Source organism: Pseudomonas sp. PH1b, from assembly GCF_000633395.1.
Taxonomy (GTDB): Bacteria; Pseudomonadota; Gammaproteobacteria; order Pseudomonadales; family Pseudomonadaceae; genus Aquipseudomonas.
This window is the reverse complement of sequence record NZ_AYMU01000001.1, coordinates 114,829-140,501: the sequence shown is the minus strand read 5'-3', so window position 1 is coordinate 140,501 and position 25,673 is coordinate 114,829. Positions and strand designations below refer to the sequence as shown.

Below are 25,673 nucleotides of genomic sequence, written 5' to 3'. Positions count from 1 at the left end.
CGGTGCTCGCCAGGCCCCCCAGCCGCTGGAGAGACGCCCCCGTGATATCGACCCTGCAAATCGCCAGAATCAAAGCCTGGGGCGCCCATGGCTTCACCGCCACCGGGGTGGTCAGTGCACTGCTCGCGACCCTGGCGCTATTCGACAACCAGCCCAAGGCCTGCCTGCTGTGGCTGGGGGTGGCGCTGCTGGTGGACGGGGTCGACGGCTCCCTGGCACGCAAGGTCAAGACCAGCTCGGTGCTGCCGAACATCGACGGCTCGGTGCTCGACCTGGTGATCGACTACCTGACCTACGTGTTCATCCCGGCACTGTTCATCTACCGCTACATCCCGCTGCCGGAATACAGCGCACTGCTGGCCACTTCGCTGATCCTGCTGTCGTCGCTGCTGTGCTTCTGCAACGTCAACATGAAGAGCCACGACAACTACTTCCAGGGCTTTCCCGCCGCCTGGAACGTGGTTGCGCTGTGCTTCTACCTGCTGGACCCCGGCCCCTGGGCAAGCTTGCTGAGCATCTTCGCCCTGGCCCTGCTGACCGCCACCCGAGTGCAGTTCCTGCACCCGTTCCGGGTGCGCAAGTGGATGGCGCTGAACATCATCGTGACCTTTGTCTGGCTGTTCAGCGGCGCGCTGCTGGTGCTCAGCCACCCGGCCCGCAGCCCGTCGGTCATGGGCCTGTGGTTGGCGGCGTCGGCGTATTTCCTCGGCATCTGCCTATGGCGCTCGGCGCAGGAATGGAGGCGAGGCGGCGCCGGCAAGCGGTAAGACGCGCGGCAAGCATTAAGCGGCCAGTTCAGCGGCCTGCCGCTTGCCGCTTAAAACTTGTAGCTCAAAACTTGCAGCTTTGTATCGCTTGCGCGAGGGCCGCCACCGAGTAGGGTTTCTGCAGGAACACGAATTCGCGCGTCTGGCCCAGCGCCAGGGCCGGGCTGTAGCCGCTGGTAAGGATCACCGGCAGCCCGGGGTATTCACTGCGGATCTTCGTCGCCAGTTCGATACCGTTCATGCCGGGCATCACCACGTCGGAAAACACCGCCTGGAAACTCGCCCGTTCCTGGCTCAGGCGAGCCAGCGCCTCGGTGGCGCTGGTGGCCCATTCGACCTGGTAACCCAGTTCGTTCAGCGCCTGGGCCAACAACACGCCCACTTCGGGGTTGTCCTCCACCACCAGCAGGGTGAGGCCCTGGCCGTCGATCGGCACGGCGGCCGAACAGCGTGCGGGGGCCACATCCGCCAAGGCTTCGCAACGCGGCAGGTACAAGGTAAAACGTGTGCCCTGCCCCGGCTGGCTGTCGACTGCCAGGCCGCCACCGGACTGCTTGGCGAACCCGAACACCTGGGACAGGCCCAGGCCGGTGCCCTTGCCCACTTCCTTGGTGGTGAAGAACGGCTCGAAGATCCGCTCCAGCTGCTGCGGGTCGATGCCGGCACCAGTGTCGGTCAAGGAGATCGCGACAAAGTCCCCGGCCTGGGCGCCCTGGCTGGCGCTGGCGGCAATCTGTGTCACCCGCTCCACGGCGATCACCAGCAGGCCCTCGCCCTGCATCGCGTCCCGGGCGTTGACCGCCATGTTGATCAGCGCCGTGTCGAGCTGGCCGGCGTCGGCATGGATGTAGCAAGGCTGTTCCGGCAGTTCGATGCGCAGCTCGATGCAGGCACCGATCAGCGGATTGATCATTTGTGCCACCAGCTGCACGCTGGCGCCGACATCGAAGGTCTCCGGCCGCAGGTTCTGCTGGCGAGCGTAGGCCAGAAGCTGGCCGGTGAGCTTGCTGGCACGGTCGACGGTGTCGGAAATGGCATTGATGTAGAGTTGCCGCCGCTTCTCGTCGAGGGTGCGCCGCAGCAGGTCGGTGGAGGAGCGGATCACCGTCAGCAGATTGTTGAAATCATGGGCCACGCCCCCGGTAAGCTGCCCCACCGCCTCCATCTTCTGCGCCTGGCGCAGGATGTCCTCGGTCTTGCGCAGGGCCTGCGCGGCCTCGCGTTCGGCCTGGATGTCGCGGCCCACGGCGTGCACGTGCTGCGGGTCCGGTACGGCACTCCAGGACACCCAGCGATAGCTGCCGTCCTTGTGCCGAAAACGGTTCTCGACCCGGGAAAAGCTCTGGCCGCTGGTCAGGTCGGCACTGGCAGTGGCGGCTGCCACACTGTCCTGGGGATGAATGAAATCGTAGACGCTGCTGCCTTCCAGTTCGTGGCGCTGCCAGCCCAGGAGCCGGGTCCAGGCCGGATTGACGGCAATGATGCGGCCGTTGAAATCCGCCACCAGCATCAGCTCGGTGGACAACTGCCAGATCCGGTCGCGCTCCTGGGTGCGGGCCTGGACCCGCTGCTCCAGGGACTCATTGAGGCGCCGCAGCGCCTCTTCGGCCTCGCGGGTGGCGCTGATGTCCCGGGAGATGCAGAGGATCTTCTCCGGCAGGCCCGCCGCATCGAGCATCGGCGTGACCTGCACGTCCCACCATTTGCAGGTTCCGGCCAGGGTCTGGGCGGCGCCCTGGAAACGCGCGGCCTGGCCAGCCCGAGCAGCGGCGATCGCCGCCTGGGCGTCGAGGCGGCCCTGGTCCTGCCAGAACTCCGGCCAGGGGCAACCGGCGATCGCGTTGAAGTCGCTGACCTCCATCACCCGCAGGCCGCCTTCGCTCATGAACGACAGTTGGCCATTCAAGTCCAGGACCTTGATGCAGTCATTGCTGCTGGCCAGCACCCGGGTATTGAGCTCGCGGGTTTCCCGCAGGCGCGCCTCGGTCTGCCGCGCATGCTCGGCCAGGAGCACGCGATCGGTGGTTTCCACCGTATGGCACAGCACCCCGACCACCTGCTCGTCCTGTTCGTCATACACCGGGCTCATGGAGAACGACCACCAGGTCAGCGCCTCACCAGGGTAGCGATGCATGTTCACCGGCAGGTCCACATGGCGACAGCTGTGGCCGAGAAAGGCCTGCTCCACCATGAACTGGACATCGGGCCAGGCATCCGCCCACAGGGTCTCGATGGTCTGCCCCAGGGCCGTGTCCAGGCGCGGGCCCAGTACCGGTCGATAGGCATCATTGAAGAAAAACAGTTTCTGCGGCCCCCACAGCAGGTACAGGCTCTCGGGGGACTCAAGCACCAGGCTCAAGGTGCTGCGCAGCAGGCTGGGCCAGTGTTCCCGAGGGCCCACCGAGGTCTGCGACCAATCGTACCGACGGATCGCGGCACCCGTCTCGCCGCCACGGGACGTCGGAGAAGCTGCATCGCCAGAAGAGGAAATAGTCATGGACCGCATCACAGAAGAAAAAAGGGGCTGCGCTGCCAGCCGGTGGCCAGCGCAGGATAACTGACCCCTGGAATCCACGGAAGTTGAACGCCTCCGGCACATATTCCGCCCTTGAGCGCCAGGAGCCCTGCAAAGGTCTTTAAAGCCGGGGGCATTTTGGGCATGCTCGCTCAACGCCGATTCCCCCACTTGCCGACGAGAACGCGCTGCAATGAACACCACGACCCTGCTGCTGTACACCTCGAGCTGCTTTATCGGCGCGCTGATTCCAGGCCCCACCTCGCTGCTGGCAATGGCCAACGGGACTTCGCGCAATCGCCGGTTGGTGGCGGTGGGCATGGCCGGCGCGGCGCTCTCCGACGTCCTGATCATCGCCGCCGTGGGCCTTGGCCTGGGGGCGATGCTGATGGCCTCGCAGCAGCTGTTCATGGTCTTGAAGTGGGTCGGCGTGTGCTACCTGGCCTGGCTCGGCCTGCAGCTCTGGCGCAGTACGCCCCAGGCCCTCGGGGCCCAGCAGGTGCGCGCCGGCTCACGCCATGGCGAGGTGTTCCGGCGCAGTTTCTCGGTGACCCTGACCAACCCCAAGGTGCTGCTGTTCTTCACCGCCTTCCTGCCGCAGTTCGTCGATCCCGGGCAACCGATCTTCGCCCAGTACGCCACCCTGGCGCTGGTCACGGCGGTGGTCGAGGTGCTGGTCATGGGGCTGTATGCCGCCGGCGGGGTGCAGGCGGCGAAGTTCCTCACCGCAACCGGCATGCGCCGGCTCAATCAGTGCTGCGGCGCGACAATGCTGGCGCTGGCCGGCTTTCTCGCCCTGTACCGGCGCAACTGAGGCGGCGCCGGGTCTCAGAACGCCAGTTTGTAGCCGATGGAGAACAGCATCACCGCCAGGCACGGCCGCAAGACCTCGTCGGAGATGCGACCGGTCATGTGGCTGCCGATCCAGATCCCCGGCAACGAGCCCATCAGCAGGTAGCCCAGCAGGTGCCAGTCCATGTTGCCCATGCTGGCGTGGCCCAGGCCGGCCACTAGGGTCAGGGGCACGGCGTGGGCGATCTCGGTGCCCACCAGGCGCTTGGTGGCCAGGAACGGATAGAGGATGAACAGCGCCACGGTGCCCAGGGCGCCGGCGCCGATGGAGGTCAGGGCAACCATGGTGCCGAGGATCAGCCCGGTGACCACGGTCAGGCCGTTGAGGCCGCCGGGGCTTGGCTGGTAGTCGCCGCCATGGCGCTGGGCAAAGGCCATGAGCTTCTTCTTGAAGACAATGGCCAGGGCCGTCAGCAGCAGGACGAAACCCAATGCCTGCTTGATCACCGCGTTCAAGGCCTGGGGATCGGTGTCGAGGTTCTTCAGGAACCACAGGGTCACCACCACCGCCGGCACGCTGCCCAGGGTCAGCCAGCCGGTGATGCGCCAATCGATGTTGCGGTTCTTCTGGTGCACCAGCACCCCACCGGACTTGGTGATCGCGGCGTACAGCAGGTCGGTGCCCACGGCGGTGGCCGGGTTGATGCCGAACCACAGGAGAATCGGGGTCATCAGCGAACCGCCGCCGACCCCGGTCATGCCAACGATGAACCCGACCACCAAGCCTGCAATCACAAAACCGAAATTACCCACATCCATCAATAAAAGCCCTACAGGTCGTACGTGGTCAGGTCAAAAACTGGCGGCAGCATAGCGGCTAAAGCTTATGTCCATTTATATGAATAAAATCTAACGTTATAACCAGGCTCTTTTAAACCATGCACTCTGCGCATGGATACCCCCAGCCACTTGCGCCTCTCACACGCCCAAAGCCACCTGGCCGCCTGCTGGCTCGAGGCCTGAAACCGGGGCCCGGCCCCAGCTACGCGGTGCGTCTAGAGCGCACACTTGGGCCAGCTCATCCGGTATTCTGCTGGGCGCTTGCCGGCGCACCCGGCCCCTCATCCCCCGGCCCGTGCCCCACCGTCCCAAGGAAGGCCCATGACACCCGACGAGACCCCGTATCAGATCGAGCAGCAACGCATCCGCTTCCGACGCCTGAGCCTGCACCAGGAAGCCCCCGGGCAAAGCCTTCCCGAGCGTGGCAACTGGGGGTTGGCGCTGTCCGGCGGGGGCATCCGCAGCGCGACCTTCTGCCTGGGGGTTCTCCAGGCCATGGCCCGGGCACCGGCGCCCAGCATGAGTCCGCCACCGGCATCGCCCGCCACGGAAACGGAAACGGAAACGGAAACGGAAACGGAAACGGAAACGGAAACGGAAAACAGCCTGCTGTCACGCTTCGACTACCTGTCCACGGTCAGCGGCGGCGGCTACATCGGCAGCTTTTTTTCCAGCCTGTTCCTGCCCGGGCGCCTGCGCGCCCCCGATCCCCGGGACCCCGTGGGCCACGCTGCGCGCAACGCCTACCAGGCGCTGCGCTTCGAGCCACCGGGGCGCATCAGCACCGGCGTCGACTATGCCGAGCAGCCCGTGGGCCAGGGCCCCGGTGCCTGGCTGCGGGAAAACGGCCGCTACCTGACCCCCACCGGCGCCGGCGACATGCTCTATGCCCTGGCCATGACCTGGCGCAACTGGCTGTCGCTGCACCTGATGATCGGCCTGCCGATTCTCCTGGTGCTCAGCCTGCTGACCCTGTTCCAGGTGCTGAGCCACGCCAGCCTGCTGCTGTGGCCACTGATGGCCGCGCTGTTGTTCGCCCTGCCCTGCGCCGTGGCGTACTGGCTGGTCATCCCCCGGGGCGATCTGGATCAACCCCCCACCCTGGGCAACGCGGCGTTTCGCAGCACGCTGGCGATTGTCGCCGGTCTGTGGATCTGCGGCGCCCTGGCCTACGGCATGGCCCAGTGGCAGGCCGTGGGAGCGCTGACTCTGGCCGCCGCCCTGGTCGGCAGCAACGCCCTGCTGATCACCTCTCAGCTGGTACGCCGGCTCGCCGACAACCGCGACCCGGCCAGGAGCAGTGCCTGCAACAACTGTGTGCGCAACTACCGGGTGCAGATCACCCGCGCCTTGAGCCGGGCCATGGTCGCCGTCGCCGTGCTGGGCTTCTTCGCCCTGCTGGTGAGCGGTGCCGAACGCCTGTACCGCTACCTGCTGGATTACCAGGCCCTGGGCACTCCGGTACTGCTGGCGCTGCTGGTGTGGCTGATCCGCCGCCTGGTGCTGTTGAAGGACGAAAAACCCCTGCCCGGCTGGATGCGCAAACTGCCGCTGGACGTCCTGGCCCTGATTGCCGGAGGCCTGCTGCTGACCCTGCTGTGCCTGTGCTGGGCACTGCTGGTGCAGTGGATCGCCCATGACGCCGGCGCCGTGTCCAACAGCAGCGCCGCGGCCTGGCGCCTGCTGGCCCTGAGCCTGCTGGCGGCCTTGCTGGTGTGCGTCAGCGGGCGCTTCATCAGCTTCCTCAACACCTCGTCGCTGCAGGCGTTCTATAGCGCAAGGCTGATCCGCGCCTACCTGGGGGCTTCCAACGGCATGCGTTTCAATGGCCCGGCGCACCAGCGCCGCACCTACCTCAGCGTGGCCGAGCCCATGTCCAGCGATGACCTGTCGCTGCAGCAGTACTACGCCAGCCCCAGCGCCGGGCCGGTGCACCTGATCAACGTCACCATGAACCTCACCGTGGACCCCGCCGAACAGCTGGTACAACGTGACCGCAAGGGCAAGCCGCTGTGCATCGCGCCGAACTGGGCACCCGCTCTTGGCGGTGAGATGCCTGGGAACAACGGCCCGGCGGAGCGCTACACCCTGGACGGCAAGCACTACCCGCGGGACCTGAGCCAGGGCCCGGCGGCGGAGATCATGCAACCCCTGTCCCTGGGCCAGTGGATCGGCGTTTCCGGCGCCGCCTTCAGCACCGGCCTGGGGCGCGCCAGTTGCCTGGGCATGTCACTGATCCTGGGGCTGGCCAACGTGCGCCTGGGAATCTGGTGGCCCAGCCACTTCCTCGATCCCGGCCAGTCGCGCTGGGTGCCCCGGGACCGGAAACCCTGGAGCTACTACAGCACCCAGAGCTACCTGTTCTACGAACTGACCGCGCACTTTCACGGGCACCGTCGCGACTACCAGTACCTCTCCGACGGCGGGCATTTCGAAAACACCGCCACCTACGAGCTGCTGCGCGAGGGGCGCGGCTTGGAACTGATCGTCACCTGCGATGCTGGCTGCGACCCCGACTACCGCTTTGACGACCTGGCCAACCTGGTGCGCCTGGCCCGCATCGACCAGGCCCTGGAAATCCGCGAGGACCCGGGGGTGCTGGCCCACCCGCAACTCAAGGCGCTGTTCGCCAGCCTGGAAGAGTTTCGCCAACCCGCCAGCGCCGACAACCGCAAGTGCGCGCTGCTGCTCAATGTGCATGCCCACACCCCGGGCGCCGAAGCTGAGCTTGCGGCCACGCCGCACTGCCGGATCCTGGTGCTCAAGCCGCGGCTGATTGCCGGGTTGAGCCCGGACGTCCTCAACTACGCCCGGACCAATCCGGCGTTTCCCAACCAGAGCACCGTGGACCAGTTCTTCGACGAAGCGCAGTTCGAAAGCTACCGCCAGCTGGGCCTGAACATCGGCCAGCAACTGTTTGGCCGCGCCGGGCAATCCGACGAGATCGCCGAGGCCCTGTGGCGCTACCTGCAATGATCCTGGCCATTCACCGCCGGACGGCGCCAGGCACTCAGCGCGGCTGGTGGGCCTTGACCGCCTCCAGCCAGCGCGCATCAAGGCGCTCCTGCTGCGGGTCGATGCCTTGCTCGGCCAGCAGCGCCAGGTGACGTTCCACCTCGCCGAGCATCTGCCCCTGGGCGCTGGAATTGGCGTCCAGCTGGTGCATCTGGATCAGGCCCAGGTGATAGAAGCGCAGCAGCTTGAGAGCCGCCGGATCACCGGCCGCCACCCCGGCGGTGACCTGGTGCATGACGTTGGTCACGCGCATCAGGCTGCGCTTGAGGCGCCAGCCGTAAACCGCCGAGGCCATCCACGGCTGCGTCCAGAACACTGTGCGCAGCAAGGCCGCGCTGATCAGCAGAGCGCTGAACACGCCGGCCGCATTCCATAGCAGATTGTCGCCGCCAGGTTGGCCGAACAGCGCCACTGCGGCACTGGAAAGCAGCATGGCCAGGACCATGAACACCAGGGCGATGACCAGGGTGCTGCGACGGGTCTGGCGACGATAGGTCTCGGGATCCTGCGGGGTGATGACGAACATGGGCGCGACGGGCTCCGGTGGCTGAAAGAGAGTGGGCTGGCGTGCATTATCACCGCGAAGGCCCGGGCCGGTGGCTTAAATTGATCCTGCCTGCGCAAAAGCATGATCTCGGTCATTGCCCGGGGCCCTGCCCCGATGCAGCAGCTCTGGCGGCCTGGTCCATGGATCGCCGGCCTGTGCTCAACGCCGGCGCGAACGCAAGGTGCGCCCCAGGCGCCGCCAGCCCAACACCACGCCACTGATGCTGATCAACAAGCCACCGGCGCTGAACAGCAGCATCCATAGATCCCACAACGGCCGATGGGCCAGCAGCGGCAGCCAGTCCCAGCTGTGCAGCAGGGCGAACAGCCAGCGCGAAGCCCGCCGCGGCTGGTCCAGTTGCCCGACGATGGCGCCGGTGTAGAGGTCCAGGTGCAACCAGGTCTGGGCCGGGTCGTCGAAACCCACCCGCAATACCGGCAGGCGCTGCTGCATGTGCCCCAGCATGCTGTGGGGTTCACGGGCGTAGTAATAGAAGTCGTAGGCCTGCAGCAGCTGGACGGTCATCGGCCGCTGGGGGCGAATGGCCCAGGCGGCCTGTTGCAGGGTGTCCGGGTTGAACTGGCGCAATACCTGCTGCCCGGCCATGGACAGGATCCGCGTGCGCCCGCCCCCGTCGTGACCAATGATGTAGCCGTTGCCACCGATCATCCGCCACTCCAGCTCCCGGGCCCGCAGGCCGTCATCGGCGAAGCGCTGCAGGGCCTGGGCGGCGCTCAGGGGAAAGGCCGCGGCGTCGAGCATTGCGCCCTGGTAGGCCGCCACCGACAAGGGCTGGGCACTGCGAAACAGGTTCCACGGGTTCATCGACATCAGGCCACTGAAGATCCAGGTCATGGCCAGCACCCCAAACACCATGCCTCCCAGGTGATGCCAGCGGGCAACCCCCTGGTAGGGCGAGTGCGAGCCGTTGCGATAGGGCCGCCCGAAGCGCCAGCGCAACAGGCCCAACGTCAGGCCGAGGGCAGTCATCAGGGTCGCGGCCAGGGCCAGGTAGGTGACGATCGTCCCCCAGGCACCATCGATGCCGATGCCCCGCAGCGGGTACAGCCAGTGCAGCCAGGCACCGATCCAGTTCCAGCCGCGTTCGGTAGCGGTGGCGTCGCGCACCACCTCGCCGGTGGTCCCGGAGACATACAGCAGGCGCCGTTCGGCATCGTCGATGGCCACCCGGTGCAAGGGCCGATCGGCATCCAGCCCGCGGGACAGGCTCCACAGGTCCTGGTCCACCGCGCCACGATCCTGCGCCGCCACCCCCGGGGCAAACTGCCAGGCCGCGGCCAGGGCTTCGGCGCTGTCGGTGGGCAGCGCCAGCAAGCCGCTGCGCAGCTCGACCGCGACTTTGCGCGCTCCCGGGTACTCGAGGATGTAACGCGGTTCGCCGGCCACCGTGGTCAGGCGGATGCTCGACGGTGCTTGCAGGGGATCGGCGGCTTGCAGCACCTGGGCCAGCTCGGCGCCCTTGGCATCCAGGGCCAGGGGCGGCAGGTGGGCCAGGTGCTCGGCCGGGGTCAGCTTGGGGTAGCCGACATACAGCATCACCACCCCGGAGATGAACCACAGGGCCATGAACAGGCAGGCAAGGATGCCCAGCCAACGGTGCCAGAGATACAGGTAACGCTTCATTGCAGGCATCTCGCAGATGCGCGGGACGCCATCGGGCGCCCCGCGGTCTCGGTTAAAAGCGCGTTTGCAGCGCCAGCTCGAAAGTCCGTGGTGCGCCCAGGTACAGCTGGGTCGGCGCGGTGGTGCGGGCGTAGACCTGGTCAGTCAGGTTGCGCACCCGGCCGGTAATCCGTGTGTCGCGGTCCAGCTGATAGCCCACGAAAGCGCCGAAGATCGTGTAGGCCGGCGCATAGCGGGTGTTGGCCGCGTTGGCATACATCGACGACACGTAGCGCGCATCGCTGCCCACCTGCCAGGACGGCGCCAGGTCGTAGGTCAGCCACAGGTTGCCGACCTTGTCCGGGGTGTTGGTCGGGCTGTTGCCCTTGCGCGACACCGGACGGCCGCCGACGTTTTCATAGAACTCGTCGTACTGGGCGTCGACATAGGCGAAGTTGCCTTCGGCCAGCAGCTTGGGGGTTACCCGCAACGAACCGGCCAGCTCCACGCCCCGGGACGATTGCTGGCCCACCGGCTGGCTTGTGCCGGGATTGCTCGGGTCGGCGGTGGACAGGTTCTTGCGTTCGATGCGGTAGGCGGCCAGGGTTGCCGAGCCGCGGCCATCGAGAAAATCGAACTTGCTGCCGACTTCCCACTGATTGCCGGTGCTGAGGTCAAAGTCGCGTACCTGACCGTAGCTGGCGGTGGTCAGGATCCCCGCCGGCGGATCGGCGGCGGTGCTGTATTGCACGTAGACGTTGGCCGCTGGGGTCAGTTCGTAGACCAGCCCCAGGCGCCCGGTGGTGGGCCGGTATTTGCGCTGGAAGAACGCCGGATTGGCCTCGGTGACGGCGCGGTAGTTGGTCACTTGCAGGTCGATCTGGTCGTGGCGCAGGCCGCTGAGCAGGGACAGGCGCTCGGTCAGTTGCAGGCGGTTTTCCAGGAACATGGCCCAGGTGTCCACCTGGTTGCGGCGGTTCTTTTCAAAACCGCGCTGCATGCCCGGCAAGTCCCAGAAGCTGCCCGGGTCGAAGTCGTCCGGGTCGACACTGCCAGCCGAGGCCGACAGGGAGCGCGGGTAGTTGCTCATGACGTTGTGACTGTAGTCGACGCCCATCGACCACTGGCTGTCCAGGCCGAACAGGCTGTTGTGATGCAACAGCTCGAAGCGATTGCCATTGAGTTCCTGGGCGTGGCGCTGGAGCAGGATGCCGGAGCGGTTCACCTGGGTGTTGTCGCTGTTGTAGGCGTAGGTTTCCAGGTTGCGGTATTCGCGGTCGGCGTTGTAGTGGTACAGGGTGTTGCGCAGGGAGGTACGGTCATTGACCTGGTAATCGATGATCGAGCGCAGCCATTGCACTCGCTGCTCGTAGCGGCCGTCACGCACGTTGTAGTTCTCGAAGCGCCGGCTCTTGTCCACTTCCATCTTGCCGCCCAGGGGGTTGAGCGCCGGAGTGCCCCAGTAGGGGCTGTCGACGCTTTCGTCCTGGTACTCGTAGGCCAGGGTGTGGGACAGCTGGTCGTTGAAATCCGTCAGCAGGGAAAACGCCGTGGTCCAGGCATCGCGCTGCTCGCGGTCGACGTAACCGTTGCTGGTGGTGTGGCTGACGTCGAAGCGCGCGTAGTGCCGCGGCCCTGCCCCCTGGTTCAGCGCGTGGTTGAAACCAAAAGAGGTTTCAGTGCTGTCGTAGGAGCCGTAGCTGACCCGCCCTTCGTTGAACGACTCAGTGCGCGAAGGCAGCTTGGTGATGTAGTTGATCGAGCCGCCCACGGCGCCGGCGCCATAGAGAAAGCTCGACGGCCCGCCCACGGCCTCGACCCGATCGTAGATCCAGCTGTCCACCGGACGCGCGGCAATCGAGTCGTACTGCACGCTGATGCCGTTGAACAGCTGGGTGATCTGCGCGCCGGAAAAGCCTCGATAGGAGACGAAGCCCGGCACCCCGGGGGATGAGGCGGCGTTCATCCCCGGCACGCCGGCGAGGATGTCCTGAGTGTTGGCGGCGCCGCGGCGCTCGATCTGCTGGCGGTTGACCACACTGACCGACGCCGGGGTTTCCCGCGGGGTCAGGCCCAGGCGCGAGCCGGTGCTGCTCTGGGTATCGAGCTGCAGGCCGACGCTGGGTTCTTCGTCGGCGCTGATGCGCATCTGCGGCAACTCCAGCGGCGATTCGGCCAGGGCATTGAACGACAGGGCGCAGCACAGCGCCGCGCAACGGGGGGAGCGATAGAGGAACTTCATGGACTCGGACTCGAAAAAAAATCATCGAACAGCGTCCGGCAGCCGTCGCCACAGCGACCGCGCAGCTATTGCCGGAGGACGAGAAAGCGCGACCGCCTGCTGCGGTCGCCAAGGCGAGTCAGCCCAGAGGAGGTGCCCGGGGGTTGAGCGCAGGCCAGGAACAACGCGGTGGCGCCTTGCTGCGCTGCTCGCCCCCCAGCCGTGGCGGGCGTTGGCGGCGCAGCATCCAGCCCAGGCAAAACAGCAGCGCGATGCCCAGGCTCACGGCCGAGCACAAGGGGCACATGAAGGTGCTCAGCCCACCGGCGGCGGCCTGATCGCTGAAGTCGGCGTTCAGCGCCGGGCCCGGGTTGCCCATGGCGGAACAGAACTGCCCGCCGACGCCATTGAGCTCCAGCCCGGCCATCTGCCCATGGCCCAGACCGCAGACGAACACGTTGAACAGCACGCAGAAATACAGCGTCCAGGCAATGTGGGGGCGGTGTGAGGAGGCACGGGTCATGGCGGCAAGATTAACAGCGAAAAAAGCGGTGGAGAATCACCTTTGCAGGTCAGGCGAAGTATTGGGCCAGACGTGGTTGGGGTGGGTTGTGGCGGGCTTTATAGCCTGGGGGCGGCGGCCTGGGGATCGGACCGGAACTAAAGTGGGGTGGCCGGGCTTTATACCGTGGTTTTTTGGGGGGCATATCCGTTGCTGCGGGGCGGCCTGAAGATGGAATGGGATGTTCCCTCCCCCGTAGGAGCTGGCTTGCCAGCGAAGACGTCCGCAAGATCACCGCCCCATCCATGGGCCTCTTCGCCGGCAAGCCGGCTCCTACAACATTTGCTGCTACCGCGCCGACACTCCGTGCCCCAAAGCGCCCCGCGGGCTGCCGTCAAGCAACGCCTCCACCACTGCCCTGGCCATTTCCACCGAATGCACCATGGACCAGATCAACCCCCGCTCGAGGCCGCTGCCCTGCTGGGTGATTTCATCGCAGACCTCTTCGGCACATTTGAGCAGTAGCACCACATGCACCAGGGCTTCTTCACCGCCGATGCCTGCGCGCACGCTGAACAGCGAGTCGGGGGCAACGCTCTTGGCTTGGGTCTTGAGCTGGAACAGCGCGGGGTCCAGCGGCTGCTGGGCCAGGGCCACGCACAGGGTCGCGTTGGCGGCCTTGAGTTCAGGGTCGCGATAAGACGTGGGGGGATCGGGGACTATCTTTTTCATGGTCAAACTCCTGGTAATGACAAGGAGCCGACACCGTTCGCTTGCACACGAATAAGGTGGCAGCCATACGCGGGTGTGCAAGACCGAGTTACCAGAACCCCGGCAGATCCGAAGATCTCCCGCGCACGGCCGCCATAACACGGCGAACATGAAAACGCTCAGGCATGACTGAGCGTTTATGCGTCTGGTAACCATCGGACTTGCACATCCGAGCCATCGATTTGGCGATGACCCAGGCACCCTAGCCCGCCCACCAGGCGCATTCAAGCGGCTGGCAGTTTCTCGGATTTGCCTTACAAAAGAAAGCGAATCGCCCCACCTTCAAAGCACTTCTCTGCCCATACGAATCCTGCGGTCGCAGGCTCGGCAGCGGCTACAGAAGCGTTTCCTGATCCTCTGGCCGACCAAAAGATCCACAAGAACCGCCTGGGTGCGCGACGAAACCGCATGATTGCTGCCGTACCTGCCGGCCGCGCCCCGCGGCTAGCGATGACGCGCAGCCGGCTCCTGAGTGTTCATGCCGGCGCAGCTGGGTTGATCGGGATCATCCTCACAGCTTTTCTGATAGCTGAAATACTGACAACCGGAAAACAGCAGCACACAGGTGATGACGAGAAGGTATTTCATAGAGGGTCCTTGAATGGCGCAATGCAGATTGAAGAGGGCTGAGCGCCCTTAACCCTGTTTCACGTGCTCCAGTGCCTTGCTGGCCTGGTCCGCGCACTTTTTGTAGTCCCCCGCGTCCCGGGCTTCCTTGGCCTGCTGGTGCTCATGGTGGCCAGTGCCGGTGAAGTCCTTTTCCGTTGCCCAACTGAGCCTCTCCAGGGCGGCCTCGCATTCACGACGGTCTTCCTTGGCCAGCGCCATGGAAGACATCAGCAACCCGCACAGCCCCAATGCCATCAGTGTTTTCATCGCCCGCTCCCTGGTTGGTTTTTCAACAGCCTAGTCCATGGGCATGAGTCTTCCAGGCCACCCCAAGGTCCGGCAGCAGATCGGCATGCGGCCAGCCCGCGACTGGCGACGCACTTTCTTCATGACTAATGTATGACAGGCGCCGGTCCATGAGGGACAGGCCTTCACCACAGGGAAACCCGACATGCGCGTAATCAAATCGATGTTTTTCTGCAGCCTGCTGGCTGCCGGGCTGCTGGCCCATACTGGCCTGGCGGTTGCCGAAGGCGATATCGCCAAGGACGTGCGCAATGACAACCGCGACCTGGACAAGGATGCCAAGCGCGACAGCAAGGAAGTGGACAAGGAAGCCAAGCACCTGGACAAGGAGCGGCACAAGGGTGACCGCCACGTGGACAAGGAAGTGAAAAAGGACCTGTAACCCCCCCCCCGGCGAAACCCGGTGCAACACCGGGTTTCAGGCCGTTGAAACGTGACTCACTCGCCGCCCGAGGCCTTCACCGCCAGGATGCTCCCCGGCATCGAGTACAGCGCCCGCTCGGTGGTGCTGCCGATCAGCCGGCCAAAGCCGGTACGGTGCACAGTGCCCATCACCACCACGTCCACCAGGTACTCGTCGACGAACTGGGCAATGCCCGGCACCGGCGGGCCCATGATGAAGTGGCGGAATTCCTGGGGCACCTGGTGTTCATCGCCAAGGCGTTCGAACTCCTTGTGCAGGGAGTCGCGCAGCTCATCCAGGCAGTTGACGCTCCAGGCGGTGGACGCCACCGGCGCCACGCCGTCGAGCATCGGCGTCAGGTCGTAGGCGTACAGCAGGTGCAACTGGGCGTCGCATTGCAGGGCCAGGGCGTGGGCCGTGCGGATGATCTGTGCGTTGAGCCCGCTGATCTGGGTGTCGGACTGGGCCGGGTCCACCGCCGCGACAACCCGCCGGGGCAGTTTGTGCGGGGCGTCGTTGACCAGGTGCACCGGCACCGGCGCGTCACGCAGCAGGTGGCAATCCAGAGGGGTGACGAAGACCCGCTTCAACGCCGATTCCAGGGTCACGTCCTTGATCAGCAGGTCAGGCCGGAATTCGCCGATGTAGTCCAGCATGTCCTTGAGCACCTGGGTGCTCCAGATCACCTGGGTGGTGACGTCCACGCCCTCCTCGCGCATCCATTGGGCTTCCACCTGCAACCAGCGCTCATGGCGTTGCAGGTAGGCCTGGCGCTCGCTGTCCTCCAGGTGTTCTTCCCACAGGTAGGTGCGCGCCGGCGGTTCGACGAACACCAGGGCATGCAGGGCCGCGCCGCTGGCCTTGGCCAGGGCGGCAGCGCGGCGCGCCGCGGGGGACTGGTGCTGCTGGGGATCGGCAATCAGCAACAGACGCTGGTACTGGCTCATGGTTGACCTCCTTGGACGGTAATGGCCTGAGTGTCGAGGCAGACGGGCCCGGGCGCCTTGATATGCATCAAGGCCACCCGGGGCAGCGCTCAAGGGGTGATGGCGATCTTCATCACGCCGTCGCGCTGGCTGGCGAACAGCTCGTAGGCGGCCTCGATGTCATCGAGCTTGAAGCGGTGGGTCACCAGCGGCTTGAGGTCCACCTGGCCGCTGGCCACCACCTCCATCAGCCGGCGCATGCGCTCCTTGCCACCGGGGCACAGGGTGCTGAGGATGCTCAGGTCGCCCAGGCCTGCGGCGTAGGCATCCAGGGGAATGCGCAGGTCGCTGGAGTAGACCCCGAGGCTCGACAGCTTGCCCCCCGGACGCAGCACCCGCAGCGCCGATTCGAAGGTGCCCTGGGTGCCCAGGGCCTCGATCGAAACATCCACCCCGCGCCCGTCGGTCAGCTCCATGATCTGCTTGACCACGTCGCCCTGCTTGAAGTCCACCACATGGGTGGCCCCCAATCCCCGGGCCACGCTCATGCGCGCGGCCACGGTGTCGACGCCGATGATGGTGGTGGCGCCCTTGAGCCGGGCCCCGGCCACCGCGCACAGGCCGATGGGCCCCAGGGCGAACACCGCGACACTGTCGCCGATGTTCACTTCAGCGCGCTCGGCGCCGGAGAAGCCAGTGGACATGATGTCCGGGCACATCAGCACTTGCTCATCGCTCAACCCATCGGGGATTGCGCAGAGGTTGGCCAGGGCGTCCGGCACCCGCACGTATTCAGCCTGGCAGCCATCGATGGTATTGCCGAACTTCCAGCCGCCGCTGGCCTTGAAGCCGTGACGGGTGTCGGGGCCGTCCTGGGAGCCGCAGCCACACAGGCAGGCAAAGCTCTGGCCGCTGGGGGTGATGGCCCCAGCGATGACCCGCTGGCCTTCATGAAAACCCCGCACCTGGGAACCCAGCCGCTCGATGATGCCCACCGGCTCGTGACCGATGGTCAGGCCCTTGGCCACCGGGTACTCACCGCGCAGGATATGCACGTCGGTGCCACAGATGGTGGTGGTGGTGATGCGTACCAGGGCATCCAGCGGACCGATTTCAGGGATGTCTTTGTCGTCCAGCACGATGCGGTTCTTTTCGACGAAAATCGCCGCTTTCATCTTTGCCATGATCAAGATCTCCGTTGCCAAGGGGGCCTGCACTGCTCCACAGGTCTGCTGACAGGCTGCGCGGATGCGTCCGGCCAGGGCTTGATCATGGTCAAACAATGGGACCTTGAGGGGCACTGACCGACAACCGGTCACACAAGCCGAAGGCTCTGGCACAGGCTTCAGCAGCGTTTTGCGGCCTGGGCCAGGGCCAACCCCAGCGCCGCGACACCGCACAGCATCAGGCTCGGGCCCAGGGCCTGGCCCCAGCCCACCAGCAGCAGGCCGGCACCGATCAGCAAGTAATAGAACAGGCCGAACAGGGCCCCGGCACTGCCCAGGCGCCCGCTGTAGGCCACCAGGGCCGAACCGAGGATATTCGGGATCGCCAGGCCAAACCCCAGGACCACGGCGAACATCGGCGCCACCAGCCAAAGGCTATGGCGCAACCCCTGAACCCCCAGCCCCCCGAGCACCACCGCCAGGGCCGCCAGCACCAGCAACTGCTCGCTGCGCCAGCCCCGGCCCAGCAGGCGCCGGTTGAGCCAGGCCCCCAGACCCGAGCCCAGGGCCAGCAGGGCGCCGCTGTAGCCGAACCAGGTATCGCCCTGCCCCAGGTGGCGAAACAGAAAAGGGCCCAGGCTGTAGTAACTGAGCAGGGCAATGTTGAACAGTGCCACCAGCAGCGCCGAGCGCCAGATGCCCAGGTCCCCCAGCATCTGTTTCAGGGTGGCGCCCAGGGGCGCCGGCAGTTGCGCCGCCGGACGGGTCTCCGGCAAGGCCCGCAGGCACCAGCCCAGCAACACCAAGGCCAGCACCAGCAACCCGGCCAATGCCCCCTGATACCCCCAGGCGCGGCTCAGGCCGGCGCCAGCGAACAGGCCTATGGCCGGGCTGGCGGCCAGGACCATGCCCACCTGGGAAAACACCCGGATCAGTGCCTGGCCCGAGTACAGGTCGCGCAGCAGGGTCTGGGTCACCACCGATGCCGCTGCGACGCCGAGCGCGGCCAGGGCCTGGGCCAGCAACAGGGCGCCAAAACTGCCCGCGAACATGCCCAGCAGTGTCGCCAGGGCATACAGCGCCAAGCCCCCGAGCAAGGCCGGGCGCCGGCCCCAGCGGTCGCCCAGCCAGCCCCACAGCACCACCCCGGGGGCGAAGCCGAAGACCATCACCGACAGACTCTGGGCAGCCTGCTCCGCGCTCACCCCGAACGCCCGGCCAACGTCCACCAGGGCCGGGCTGTAGAGGGTCTGGGCGATCTGCACAAACATCAGCAGGGCCATGGCCAGGATCAACAACGGAAGGGATTTCATCAGGCGCGCACTCGGCAAAAACGATGCCGGCGATTCTAGGCAGCCCCGGTTGGCGTATTATCGCAATCCTGCCAACTAACAGTGAAAATCGGACAACCATGGCATGGCTCGACGCCCAGGCACGCTTTGACCCCGACACCTTCCAGGCGCCGGTGATCGGCATTGCCGCCACCCTCGGCGACCACGACTCGGGGTTGCATCAGCACCGCCGCGGGCAACTGCTCTACACCCGCCAGGGCTGCACCCGGATCACCCTGGCCGATCGCCTGTGCCTGCTGCCGCCATCCCGCGCCGCGTGGATTCCGTCCCAGGTCCGGCACCGTGCGCAGATGCAACAGAGCGTGGACTACCGCTCGCTGTACTTCAGCGCCGCCTTGTCGGCGCACCTGCCGCAACAGGTGGCGGTGATCGAAGTCAGCCCACTGCTGCGGGCCGTGCTGGAGCCCATGGCCCAGGCGCCGTTCGACAGCGACTGGAGCCTGGGCCGCTACCCGCACCTGCTGGGCCTGTGCCTGGAAGAGATCCGCGAGGCCGCGCAACACCCGCTGTCCCTGCCCCTGCCCCGGGACAAGCGCCTGCTCCCGTTGCTCGACGACCTGCAGCAGTTGCCCCCGGAACTGCAGGTACTGGCGACCCGGGTCGGCGCCAGCAGCCGCACCATCGGCCGGATCTTCCAGCGTGAAACCGGCCTCGGCTACCAGCAGTGGCGCCAGCAATGGCGCCTGATGCGCGCCATCGAGCTACTGGCCACCGGTCGCAGCATCGGCTACACCGCCTTCGAGCTGGGGTTTGCCAGCGACAGCATCTTCATCGCCTTCTTCAAGACCATGACCGGCACCACGCCCCGGGCGTATTTCAAGTAAGGCGCTCCAAGCGGCCCCACTGGCAAACCCCCGGGTCACGCTCGGAGGTTCTTGGGCGGTGGGCGACAACCAGCGGCGCGGCTGCTCCAGGCCAGCGCTCAGAAACAGGATCGGCGCTGCAAGCCACTATGGGGCTGGGTCTGCTTGAGAATCACGAGCCTTGCCGAGTCCGAATGGACGATGCGCCGCAAGCGCATCGGTGATCAGCCATCTCCGTCTCGGCGGCCTGTCAGGCCTCGGGCAGTTTGCGAAAGCCCACCGCCAGGCGGTTCCAGCTGTTGATGGTGGAAATCGCCACACTCAGGTCGACGCATTCGGCGGGGCTGAACTGGCTGGTCAGCAGTTGGTAGTCGCCATCCGGGGCATGGGTCTCGCTGAGCCGGGTCAGGGCCTCGGTCCAGGCCAGGGCGGCACGTTCGCGCGGGGTGAAGCAAGGGCTCTCGCGCCAGACCGAGACCGCGAACAGGCGACGCTGGGTTTCGCCGTGCTTCAGGGCATCCTGGCTGTGCAGGTCGACGCAAAAGGCACAGCCGTTGATCTGCGAAGCCCGCAGCTTGACCAGCTCGATCAGCGACTGTTCCAGGGGCAGCTGGCTGACGGCGGCCTCAAGGGCCAGCATGGCTTTCATGGCGTTCGGCGAAGCCGTGTAGAAATCGATACGAGGTTGCATGGTCGGGCTCCTGGCTCGGTGATTGATCCACCGCCACGTTACGTCCCTCGCGGCGCCCACCCAATATCCAATTGCGCCCAAGAGCAGGAGACCAATATCCTCGCCCTGGCATTGGCACCCGCAGGTGCCGCAACGCTTGCTCAGTGGCGCGCCCCGGATCAATAACCCATGCAGGCATCAACGACGGCAGCCGCGCTGGGCGTGTCCAGCTTGCCGCTCGATCCCGGCGTCGACGGGGCCACCCCGGCGCTCTCAGGTGCGGCTGCGCAACCACTGCATGAAGCCCTTTCTGACCACCGGCTTGGGGGCATCCTGGGTCAGGGTCTGGGCCATGTGGCGGCGGAAATCCAGGAGGTTCTTCATCGCCTCAGCGATGTCGTGGCGGGCATCCAGGCACGGCTTGATGAACTCATTGTCGATGCGATAGAGGCTGCAGAACGTCTTGGCCGAGAACGCCGCCATGGCCGCTTCGTCCAGTACCACACCAGCCTCGCCGATGACTTCACCCGGGCCCATGCGCCCAGCTTCGAACGGCTTGCCGTCGCGCAGCATCGACACCGAGACCACCCCCGACTCGATGATGAACAAATGGTCGCTGATCTCCCCCGCCGGCAATATCACTTCACCGGCGCGAAAGGTCTGCAGGTGCATGTTCTGGCTGAAGCTGTCTTTCTCTTCCTGGCGCAGGGTGGAGAAGATGCTCGATCCATCCAGCAAGGCCCGGGGCCGCGACAGGCCGGCCGATTGCGCAGCCTCCCCCGTGGACAGCAGGCTGATGCCACTGGCGCGCAAATGACGGAAGGCCAGGTCGAACAGTTGGTTGCGCACTTCGCGCTTTTGTCCCATCTGCGCGACAAACCCGCTGATCTCGTACTCCGCGCCGCTGCTGCCGGAGGTTTTCAGGGCCACGCTGGGGGCCGGCGTGCTCAGCAGGAAGCGGCAGCCGAGCATGGCCCGCTCCAGGGCCTCGATGACTTTCTGCGGGCGCGCGTGGGGGCTGACCTGCAGGCTCACGGCAATCCCGTAGAGGTCGCTGGGCCGGCTGAAGTTGGTGATCTTGGCCTTGGACGCCAGGGAATTGGGGATCACCACCATGCTGCCCTGGGAGGTCTGCAGGCGGGTGGCGCGCCAGTCGATGTCCACCACCTTGCCTTCAGTGCCGTCGATGGCGATCCAGTCATCGATCTGATAGGGCTTGGTGGTGTTGAGCACGATGCCCGAGAACAGGTCGCTGGGGGTGCTTTGCAAGGCCAGGCCGACGATGATCGCCAGGGCCCCGGAGGTGGCCAGCACGCCCTTGACCGGCAGGTCCAGGACATAGGCCAGGGCGGCGATGATGGCAATCAGGAAGATCAGCGCCCCCAGCAGGTCCTGCAGCAGCCGGCCGGTGTGTCCTACCTGCTGCATCATCAGGGTGCCCAGCAGCACCGTCAGGGTCCGCGCGCCGAACAGCCACCAGCCGATCTGCAGGCCGGTGGCGGCCAGGTGCAGCGGTACGTCTTCCGGCCAGGGCGCGGTCTGCATGGGGTTCATGCCCTGGTTGAACAGCATCAGGCTGTAGAGGGAGAAAATCACTACCCGCACCGCCAGCTTCCAGTAATTGCCACGGCTGCCGATCAGGCGCCAGAGCACGATATCCAGGAACAACAGGAACAGCGCGGCCAACAGCGGATGATTGGCGAACAGGGCGAACATCAAGTAGCTCCGGCAAGACGAGGGCAGCAAGATCGCACAGAAGATGCAGAAGCAGGTATAGCTGGAAAAGACAAAAAACGGCGCGCGGCGTCATGCCGATCAGGCCTGCACCTGGGGAGTGGCAAGTCAGCGGTGGCGGTTGGACTGCCAGCCCTTGGACGGGGTGGGCGGATCAACCCGAGGGGTGCCTGAAAACCGGCCTGCAGCGCAAGCAAGCTCCCTCGCCACACATGGCCTGGTGGGCCTGGGACCGGGCGGGGCATCAGCGCTGTCCGCTGTCACCTGAACAGGCATCGGCGCGCTGCGGCTGCCAGTTGCCCTCAGGGGTGGCTGAACCAGTCTAGGGCGTTGCATGCGCTGGCCGATGGCGTCTGCGGCGGGACGCAGCGCCGGCAAAGAGAGGCGGCGCCGGGTGGCGCCGCCGCGGGGGTCACTTGCCCTGGGTCAGGGTGTTGTAGCTGGTCATCAGGTTGCGATAGTCGGGGATGTGGTTGGAGAACAGCGTGCCCAGGCCTTCGATGTCGTTGCGCCAGTCGCGGTGCAACTCGCAGGCCAGGCCGAACCAGGTCATCAGCTGGGCACCGGCATTGGACATGCGGTTCCAGGCCGAGTCGCGGGTCAGTTCGTTGAAGGTGCCGGACGCGTCGGTGACCACGAACACCTCAAAGCCTTCTTCCAGGGCCGAAAGCGCCGGGAACGCGACGCACACTTCGGTGACCACGCCGGCAATGATCAATTGCTTCTTGCCGGTGGCCTTGATCGCCTTGACGAAGTCCTCGTTGTCCCAGGCATTGATCTGGCCCGGACGGGCAATGTATGGCGCGTCCGGGAACAGTGCCTTGAGTTCCGGCACCAGCGGGCCGTTGGGGCCGGTTTCGAAACTGGTGGTGAGGATGGTCGGCAGCTTGAAGTACTTGGCCAGGTCGGCCAGGGCCAGGACGTTGTTCTTGAAGCGATCGGGCTCGATGTCCCGCACCAGCGACAGCAGGCCGGCCTGATGGTCTACCAGCAGAACGGCAGCGTTGTCCTTGTCGAGACGTTTGTAGGCAGTAGTCATGGTGAAGTCCTCGCTAATGATCGATGCCGGATGACCCGGCTTGAGTGAAACCCGTTGCACGCGCTGCCGGGGTGACGGCAGGCGCCTGGGTGTAGCGCACGACCCGCACAGACTAGTTGCCCGTGCGCACCGCGCAAGCGCTGGCGGTCAGTGACCGCCGGCGTCCATCTGGCCGAAGCGTCCCGATTGGAAATCGACAAAGGCCTGATGAATCTCCTCTTCGCTGTTCATCACGAACGGGCCGTGGCCGACGATGGGTTCGTCGATCGGCTCGCCGCTGAGCAACAGCACAATCGCGTCGTTGTTGGCTTCCAGGCTGATACGCTCACCGTCCCTGGCCAGCAACGCCAGCTGGCCTTCACGCACCGGTTCCAGGCCATTGACCTGTACCGTGCCACGCAACACTACCAACGCGGTGTTACGCCCCGACTGCAGTTCCAGGTCCAGGTGCTTGCCGGCCTGCAGGCGGATGTCCCAGACGTCGATCGGGGTGAAGGTGCGGGCCGGGCCGGTATGTCCGCCGAACGAGCCGGCGATCAGACGCAGGCTGCCAGCGTTGCCCGGCAACGGCAGCTGTGGAATGTCCGCCGCGAGCAGGGTCTGGTAGCCAGGGGCCGCCAGTTTGTCCCGGGCCGGCAGGTTGACCCACAGCTGGACCATTTCCAGATTGCCGCCACGCTTGGCGAACTCCGCGGAATGAAACTCCTCGTGGAGAATCCCCGAGGCCGCGGTCATCCACTGCACGTCGCCCGGGCCGATCTTGCCGCCGCTGCCGGTGGAATCGCGGTGCTCCACTTCACCGTCGTAGACGATGGTCACGGTCTCGAAGCCGCGATGAGGGTGCTGGCCCACCCCGCGCCGGGCGCTGGTGGGGCTGAACTGCGTGGGGCCGGCGTGATCCAGGAGCAGGAACGGGCTGATGTGCTGGCCCAGGTTGTCGTAGGAAAACAGGGTACGGACCGGGAAGCCGTCGCCCACCCAATGGGCCCGTGGACTGGTGTAGATGCCGATGATGTCTTTCATGTCGTCCTCCAGAACTTTCTGATGGACACACCTTAAAACCCAGACCTTTGCCGCGCTAGACTGCAAAAATCGCCCTTAGCGTTCTATTTGGAGAACGATCTTGGAAGACCTGAACACCCTCTACTACTTCACCCAGGTGGTGGAACACCGAGGATTCGCCGCCGCCGGACGGGCCCTGGACATGCCCAAGTCCAAGCTCAGCCGGCGGATTTCCCAGCTCGAGGAGCGCCTGGGGGTGCGCCTGATCCACCGCACCAGCCGCCACTGTTCACTGACCGAAATCGGTCAGGAGTACTACCAGCGCTGCCTGGCCATGCGCATCGAGGCCGAAAGCGCAGCGGAGGTCATCGAGCGCAATCGCTCCGAACCCCAAGGGCTGGTGCGCATTGCCTGCCCCACGGCCCTGCTCAACTCCTGGGTCGGGCCGATGCTCACCCGCTTCATGCTCAAGTACCCCTTGGTGGAGCTGTTCATCGAGAGCACCAACCGCCGGGTCGACCTGATCCACGAAGGCTTCGACCTTGCCTTGCGAGTGCGCTTCCCGCCCCTGGAAAACACCGACCTGGTGATGAAGGTGCTGGGCAACAGCACCCAGTGCCTGGTGGGGCATCCGGACTTTCTCCAGCGCCTGTCGCGCCCCGCGTCGCCGGCCGACCTCAGCGGCCTGCCGAGCCTGCACTGGGGCGCCGCGCAGCGCGATTACCAGTGGCAACTGCTGGGCCCCGATGACGCCGAGGCGCAGATCCGCCATCACCCGCGGATGGTCACTGACGACCTGCTGGCCCTGCGTTGCGCGGTGCTGGCAGGGATCGGCATCGCCCACCTGCCCAAGGTGGTGGTGCGCGAAGACCTGGACGCCGGACGCCTGCACGAACTGGTGCCCGGCTGGGCACCGCGCTGCGGAATCGTCCACGCCATCTTCCCCTCGCGTCGAGGCTTGCTGCCCTCGGTGCGCAGCCTGATCGACTTTCTCGGCGAGGAATTCAGCCACAGCGACATGGCCTGACGGCTGAGTTTCGCGGCCCCACAGCACCGGGCCCTGGGCCGCACCTGCTTGCCGGAGGGGTGCAGGGCCCGTCCACAGCTGGGCCGCCAGGCGATAGCGCAGCAACCCGGGCAACCCCACCGCGCCCTCGGGGATTCGTGACCGGCGGGCAATATTCCTTTGTCCACCTGGCGGTTTTTCTCCAGGGCCCGGATGCGGATACTCGCGGCCAATCCCACTGCATCCTCGGAGTTGACCATGCCTGTACCCGCTTTTGGCCTCGGCACTTTTCGCCTGCAGGGCCAGGTGCTCATCGATTCCCTGAGCACCGCCCTGGAGCTGGGCTATCGCGCCATCGACACGGCGCAGATCTACGACAACGAAGCCGAGGTCGGCGAGACTGTCGCCGCCAGCGGCATTCCCCGTGACGAGCTGTTCATCACCAGCAAGGTCTGGATCGCCAACCTGTCCCGGGAGCGCTTGATCCCCAGCCTCAAGGACAGCCTGCGCAAGCTGCGCACCGACTACCTGGACCTGGCCCTGATCCATTGGCCGTCACCGGACAAGCAAGTGCCGGTGGCAGAGTTCATGGAAGCCCTGCTGGAGGCCAAGACCCAAGGCCTGACCCGGCAGATCGGGGTGTCGAACTTCAATAATGGGCTGCTGCAGGAAGCCATCGAAGTGGTCGGCGCCGGGCAGATCGCCACCCATCAAGTGGAGCTGCACCCCTATCTGCAAAACCGCAAGGTGGTGGAGTTCGCCCGGAGCCAGGGTATCCACATCACCTCCTACATGACCCTGGCCTACGGCGAGGTGCTCAATGATCCGCTGATCAAGGCCATCGCCCACGCCCACCAGGCCACCGCGGCGCAGGTGGTACTGGCCTGGGCCATGCAATCGAAGTATGCGGTGATTCCGTCCTCGACCCGTCGCGCCAACTTGCAGGGCAACCTGCTGGCCTGTGACCTCAACCTGAGTGCCAGCGAGTTGCAGTCCATCGCCGGCCTCGAGCGCGGCCAGCGCCTGACCAGTCCGGCGGGCATCGCCCCGCAGTGGGACTGAAG

The 25,673-nt window shown here is 65.7% G+C and carries 23 protein-coding genes; 8 read left to right on the top strand and 15 right to left on the bottom strand.

Features of this window, described 5'->3' with window-relative positions; genetic code table 11:
• Positions 1-41: 41 nt before the first annotated feature.
• On the top strand, positions 42-767 hold the full coding sequence (gene pcsA, locus U873_RS0100485) for a phosphatidylcholine synthase (protein ID WP_025126368.1): 726 nt from the start codon (positions 42-44) through the stop codon (positions 765-767).
• A 64-nt stretch (positions 768-831) separates the two neighbouring features.
• Here the strand turns inward: pcsA and U873_RS0100480 are convergent, their stop codons facing one another.
• Positions 832-3,264 (bottom strand): PAS domain-containing sensor histidine kinase, encoded by a 2,433-nt coding sequence (locus U873_RS0100480; RefSeq protein ID WP_025126367.1) that lies wholly within the window; start codon positions 3,262-3,264, stop codon positions 832-834.
• Between the two features lie 211 nt (positions 3,265-3,475).
• Here U873_RS0100480 and U873_RS0100475 point away from each other — a divergent pair, with 211 nt between their 5' ends.
• Positions 3,476-4,096 (top strand): LysE family translocator, encoded by a 621-nt coding sequence (locus U873_RS0100475; RefSeq protein ID WP_025126366.1) that lies wholly within the window; start codon positions 3,476-3,478, stop codon positions 4,094-4,096.
• Positions 4,097-4,110: 14 nt separating this feature from the next.
• Here the strand turns inward: U873_RS0100475 and U873_RS0100470 are convergent, their stop codons facing one another.
• Positions 4,111-4,893 carry a sulfite exporter TauE/SafE family protein gene (locus tag U873_RS0100470; RefSeq protein WP_025126365.1) on the bottom strand — a complete coding sequence of 261 codons (783 nt, stop codon included), beginning with the start codon at positions 4,891-4,893 and terminating at the stop codon, positions 4,111-4,113.
• Positions 4,894-5,235: 342 nt separating this feature from the next.
• On the opposite strand from U873_RS0100470, the gene U873_RS0100465 reads away from it, so the two are divergent.
• Complete coding sequence (locus U873_RS0100465; RefSeq protein ID WP_025126364.1) at positions 5,236-7,890, top strand: hypothetical protein; 2,655 nt, start codon at positions 5,236-5,238, stop codon at positions 7,888-7,890.
• A gap of 34 nt (positions 7,891-7,924) precedes the next feature.
• Here U873_RS0100465 and U873_RS0100460 read toward each other — a convergent pair whose 3' ends face one another.
• The 5 genes from U873_RS0100460 to U873_RS0100440 all read right to left on the bottom strand — a co-directional run bounded on the left by U873_RS0100460 (position 7,925) and on the right by U873_RS0100440 (position 13,554).
• On the bottom strand, positions 7,925-8,455 hold the full coding sequence (locus U873_RS0100460) for a DUF3087 family protein (RefSeq protein ID WP_025126363.1): 531 nt from the start codon (positions 8,453-8,455) through the stop codon (positions 7,925-7,927).
• 180 nt (positions 8,456-8,635) lie between these two features.
• Positions 8,636-10,120, bottom strand: a complete 1,485-nt coding sequence (locus U873_RS0100455) for a PepSY domain-containing protein (RefSeq protein WP_025126362.1) — start codon at positions 10,118-10,120, stop codon at positions 8,636-8,638.
• Between the two features lie 52 nt (positions 10,121-10,172).
• Positions 10,173-12,341, bottom strand: coding sequence for a TonB-dependent siderophore receptor (locus U873_RS0100450; RefSeq protein WP_025126361.1), 2,169 nt, complete (start codon positions 12,339-12,341; stop codon positions 10,173-10,175).
• 118 nt (positions 12,342-12,459) lie between these two features.
• Complete coding sequence (locus U873_RS0100445; protein ID WP_025126360.1) at positions 12,460-12,843, bottom strand: DUF2946 family protein; 384 nt, start codon at positions 12,841-12,843, stop codon at positions 12,460-12,462.
• 327 nt (positions 12,844-13,170) lie between these two features.
• The gene (locus U873_RS0100440) at positions 13,171-13,554 is read right to left on the bottom strand and encodes a hypothetical protein (RefSeq protein ID WP_025126359.1); all 384 of its coding nucleotides are present in this window, start codon (positions 13,552-13,554) and stop codon (positions 13,171-13,173) included.
• A 447-nt stretch (positions 13,555-14,001) separates the two neighbouring features.
• On the opposite strand from U873_RS0100440, the gene U873_RS37055 reads away from it, so the two are divergent.
• The gene (locus U873_RS37055) at positions 14,002-14,223 is read left to right on the top strand and encodes a hypothetical protein (RefSeq protein ID WP_025126358.1); all 222 of its coding nucleotides are present in this window, start codon (positions 14,002-14,004) and stop codon (positions 14,221-14,223) included.
• A 6-nt stretch (positions 14,224-14,229) separates the two neighbouring features.
• Here the strand turns inward: U873_RS37055 and U873_RS0100430 are convergent, their stop codons facing one another.
• The gene (locus U873_RS0100430) at positions 14,230-14,469 is read right to left on the bottom strand and encodes a hypothetical protein (RefSeq protein ID WP_025126357.1); all 240 of its coding nucleotides are present in this window, start codon (positions 14,467-14,469) and stop codon (positions 14,230-14,232) included.
• A 184-nt stretch (positions 14,470-14,653) separates the two neighbouring features.
• Between U873_RS0100430 and U873_RS0100425 the strand changes: the two genes are divergently transcribed.
• The gene (locus tag U873_RS0100425) at positions 14,654-14,890 is read left to right on the top strand and encodes a hypothetical protein (protein ID WP_025126356.1); all 237 of its coding nucleotides are present in this window, start codon (positions 14,654-14,656) and stop codon (positions 14,888-14,890) included.
• A 56-nt stretch (positions 14,891-14,946) separates the two neighbouring features.
• Here U873_RS0100425 and U873_RS0100420 read toward each other — a convergent pair whose 3' ends face one another.
• The 3 genes from U873_RS0100420 to U873_RS0100410 all read right to left on the bottom strand — a co-directional run bounded on the left by U873_RS0100420 (position 14,947) and on the right by U873_RS0100410 (position 18,316).
• Positions 14,947-15,858, bottom strand: a complete 912-nt coding sequence (locus U873_RS0100420; RefSeq protein ID WP_025126355.1) for a universal stress protein — start codon at positions 15,856-15,858, stop codon at positions 14,947-14,949.
• A gap of 89 nt (positions 15,859-15,947) precedes the next feature.
• Entirely contained in the window at positions 15,948-17,021 is a 1,074-nt protein-coding gene (locus tag U873_RS0100415; protein ID WP_025126354.1) for an NAD(P)-dependent alcohol dehydrogenase, read from the bottom strand.
• A gap of 161 nt (positions 17,022-17,182) precedes the next feature.
• Complete coding sequence (locus tag U873_RS0100410) at positions 17,183-18,316, bottom strand: MFS transporter (RefSeq protein ID WP_025126353.1); 1,134 nt, start codon at positions 18,314-18,316, stop codon at positions 17,183-17,185.
• Positions 18,317-18,414: 98 nt separating this feature from the next.
• Here U873_RS0100410 and U873_RS0100405 point away from each other — a divergent pair, with 98 nt between their 5' ends.
• On the top strand, positions 18,415-19,179 hold the full coding sequence (locus U873_RS0100405) for a helix-turn-helix transcriptional regulator (protein ID WP_025126352.1): 765 nt from the start codon (positions 18,415-18,417) through the stop codon (positions 19,177-19,179).
• A gap of 229 nt (positions 19,180-19,408) precedes the next feature.
• On the opposite strand, the gene U873_RS0100400 is transcribed toward U873_RS0100405, so the two are convergent.
• The 4 genes from U873_RS0100400 to U873_RS0100385 all read right to left on the bottom strand — a co-directional run bounded on the left by U873_RS0100400 (position 19,409) and on the right by U873_RS0100385 (position 23,624).
• A complete protein-coding gene (locus tag U873_RS0100400; RefSeq protein WP_025126351.1) occupies positions 19,409-19,849 on the bottom strand; it encodes a carboxymuconolactone decarboxylase family protein in 441 nt (146 codons plus the stop codon).
• Between the two features lie 252 nt (positions 19,850-20,101).
• Positions 20,102-21,544, bottom strand: coding sequence for a mechanosensitive ion channel family protein (locus U873_RS0100395; RefSeq protein WP_025126350.1), 1,443 nt, complete (start codon positions 21,542-21,544; stop codon positions 20,102-20,104).
• Positions 21,545-21,974: 430 nt separating this feature from the next.
• Positions 21,975-22,601, bottom strand: a complete 627-nt coding sequence (gene ycaC / locus U873_RS0100390) for an isochorismate family cysteine hydrolase YcaC (RefSeq protein ID WP_025126349.1) — start codon at positions 22,599-22,601, stop codon at positions 21,975-21,977.
• Positions 22,602-22,748: 147 nt separating this feature from the next.
• The gene (locus U873_RS0100385) at positions 22,749-23,624 is read right to left on the bottom strand and encodes a pirin family protein (RefSeq protein WP_025126348.1); all 876 of its coding nucleotides are present in this window, start codon (positions 23,622-23,624) and stop codon (positions 22,749-22,751) included.
• 97 nt (positions 23,625-23,721) lie between these two features.
• On the opposite strand from U873_RS0100385, the gene U873_RS0100380 reads away from it, so the two are divergent.
• Together U873_RS0100380 and dkgB are read left to right on the top strand one after the other, a co-directional pair.
• Positions 23,722-24,630, top strand: coding sequence for a LysR substrate-binding domain-containing protein (locus U873_RS0100380; protein ID WP_025126347.1), 909 nt, complete (start codon positions 23,722-23,724; stop codon positions 24,628-24,630).
• A gap of 237 nt (positions 24,631-24,867) precedes the next feature.
• A complete protein-coding gene (dkgB, locus tag U873_RS0100375) occupies positions 24,868-25,671 on the top strand; it encodes a 2,5-didehydrogluconate reductase DkgB (protein WP_025126346.1) in 804 nt (267 codons plus the stop codon).
• Positions 25,672-25,673 lie beyond the last annotated feature (2 nt).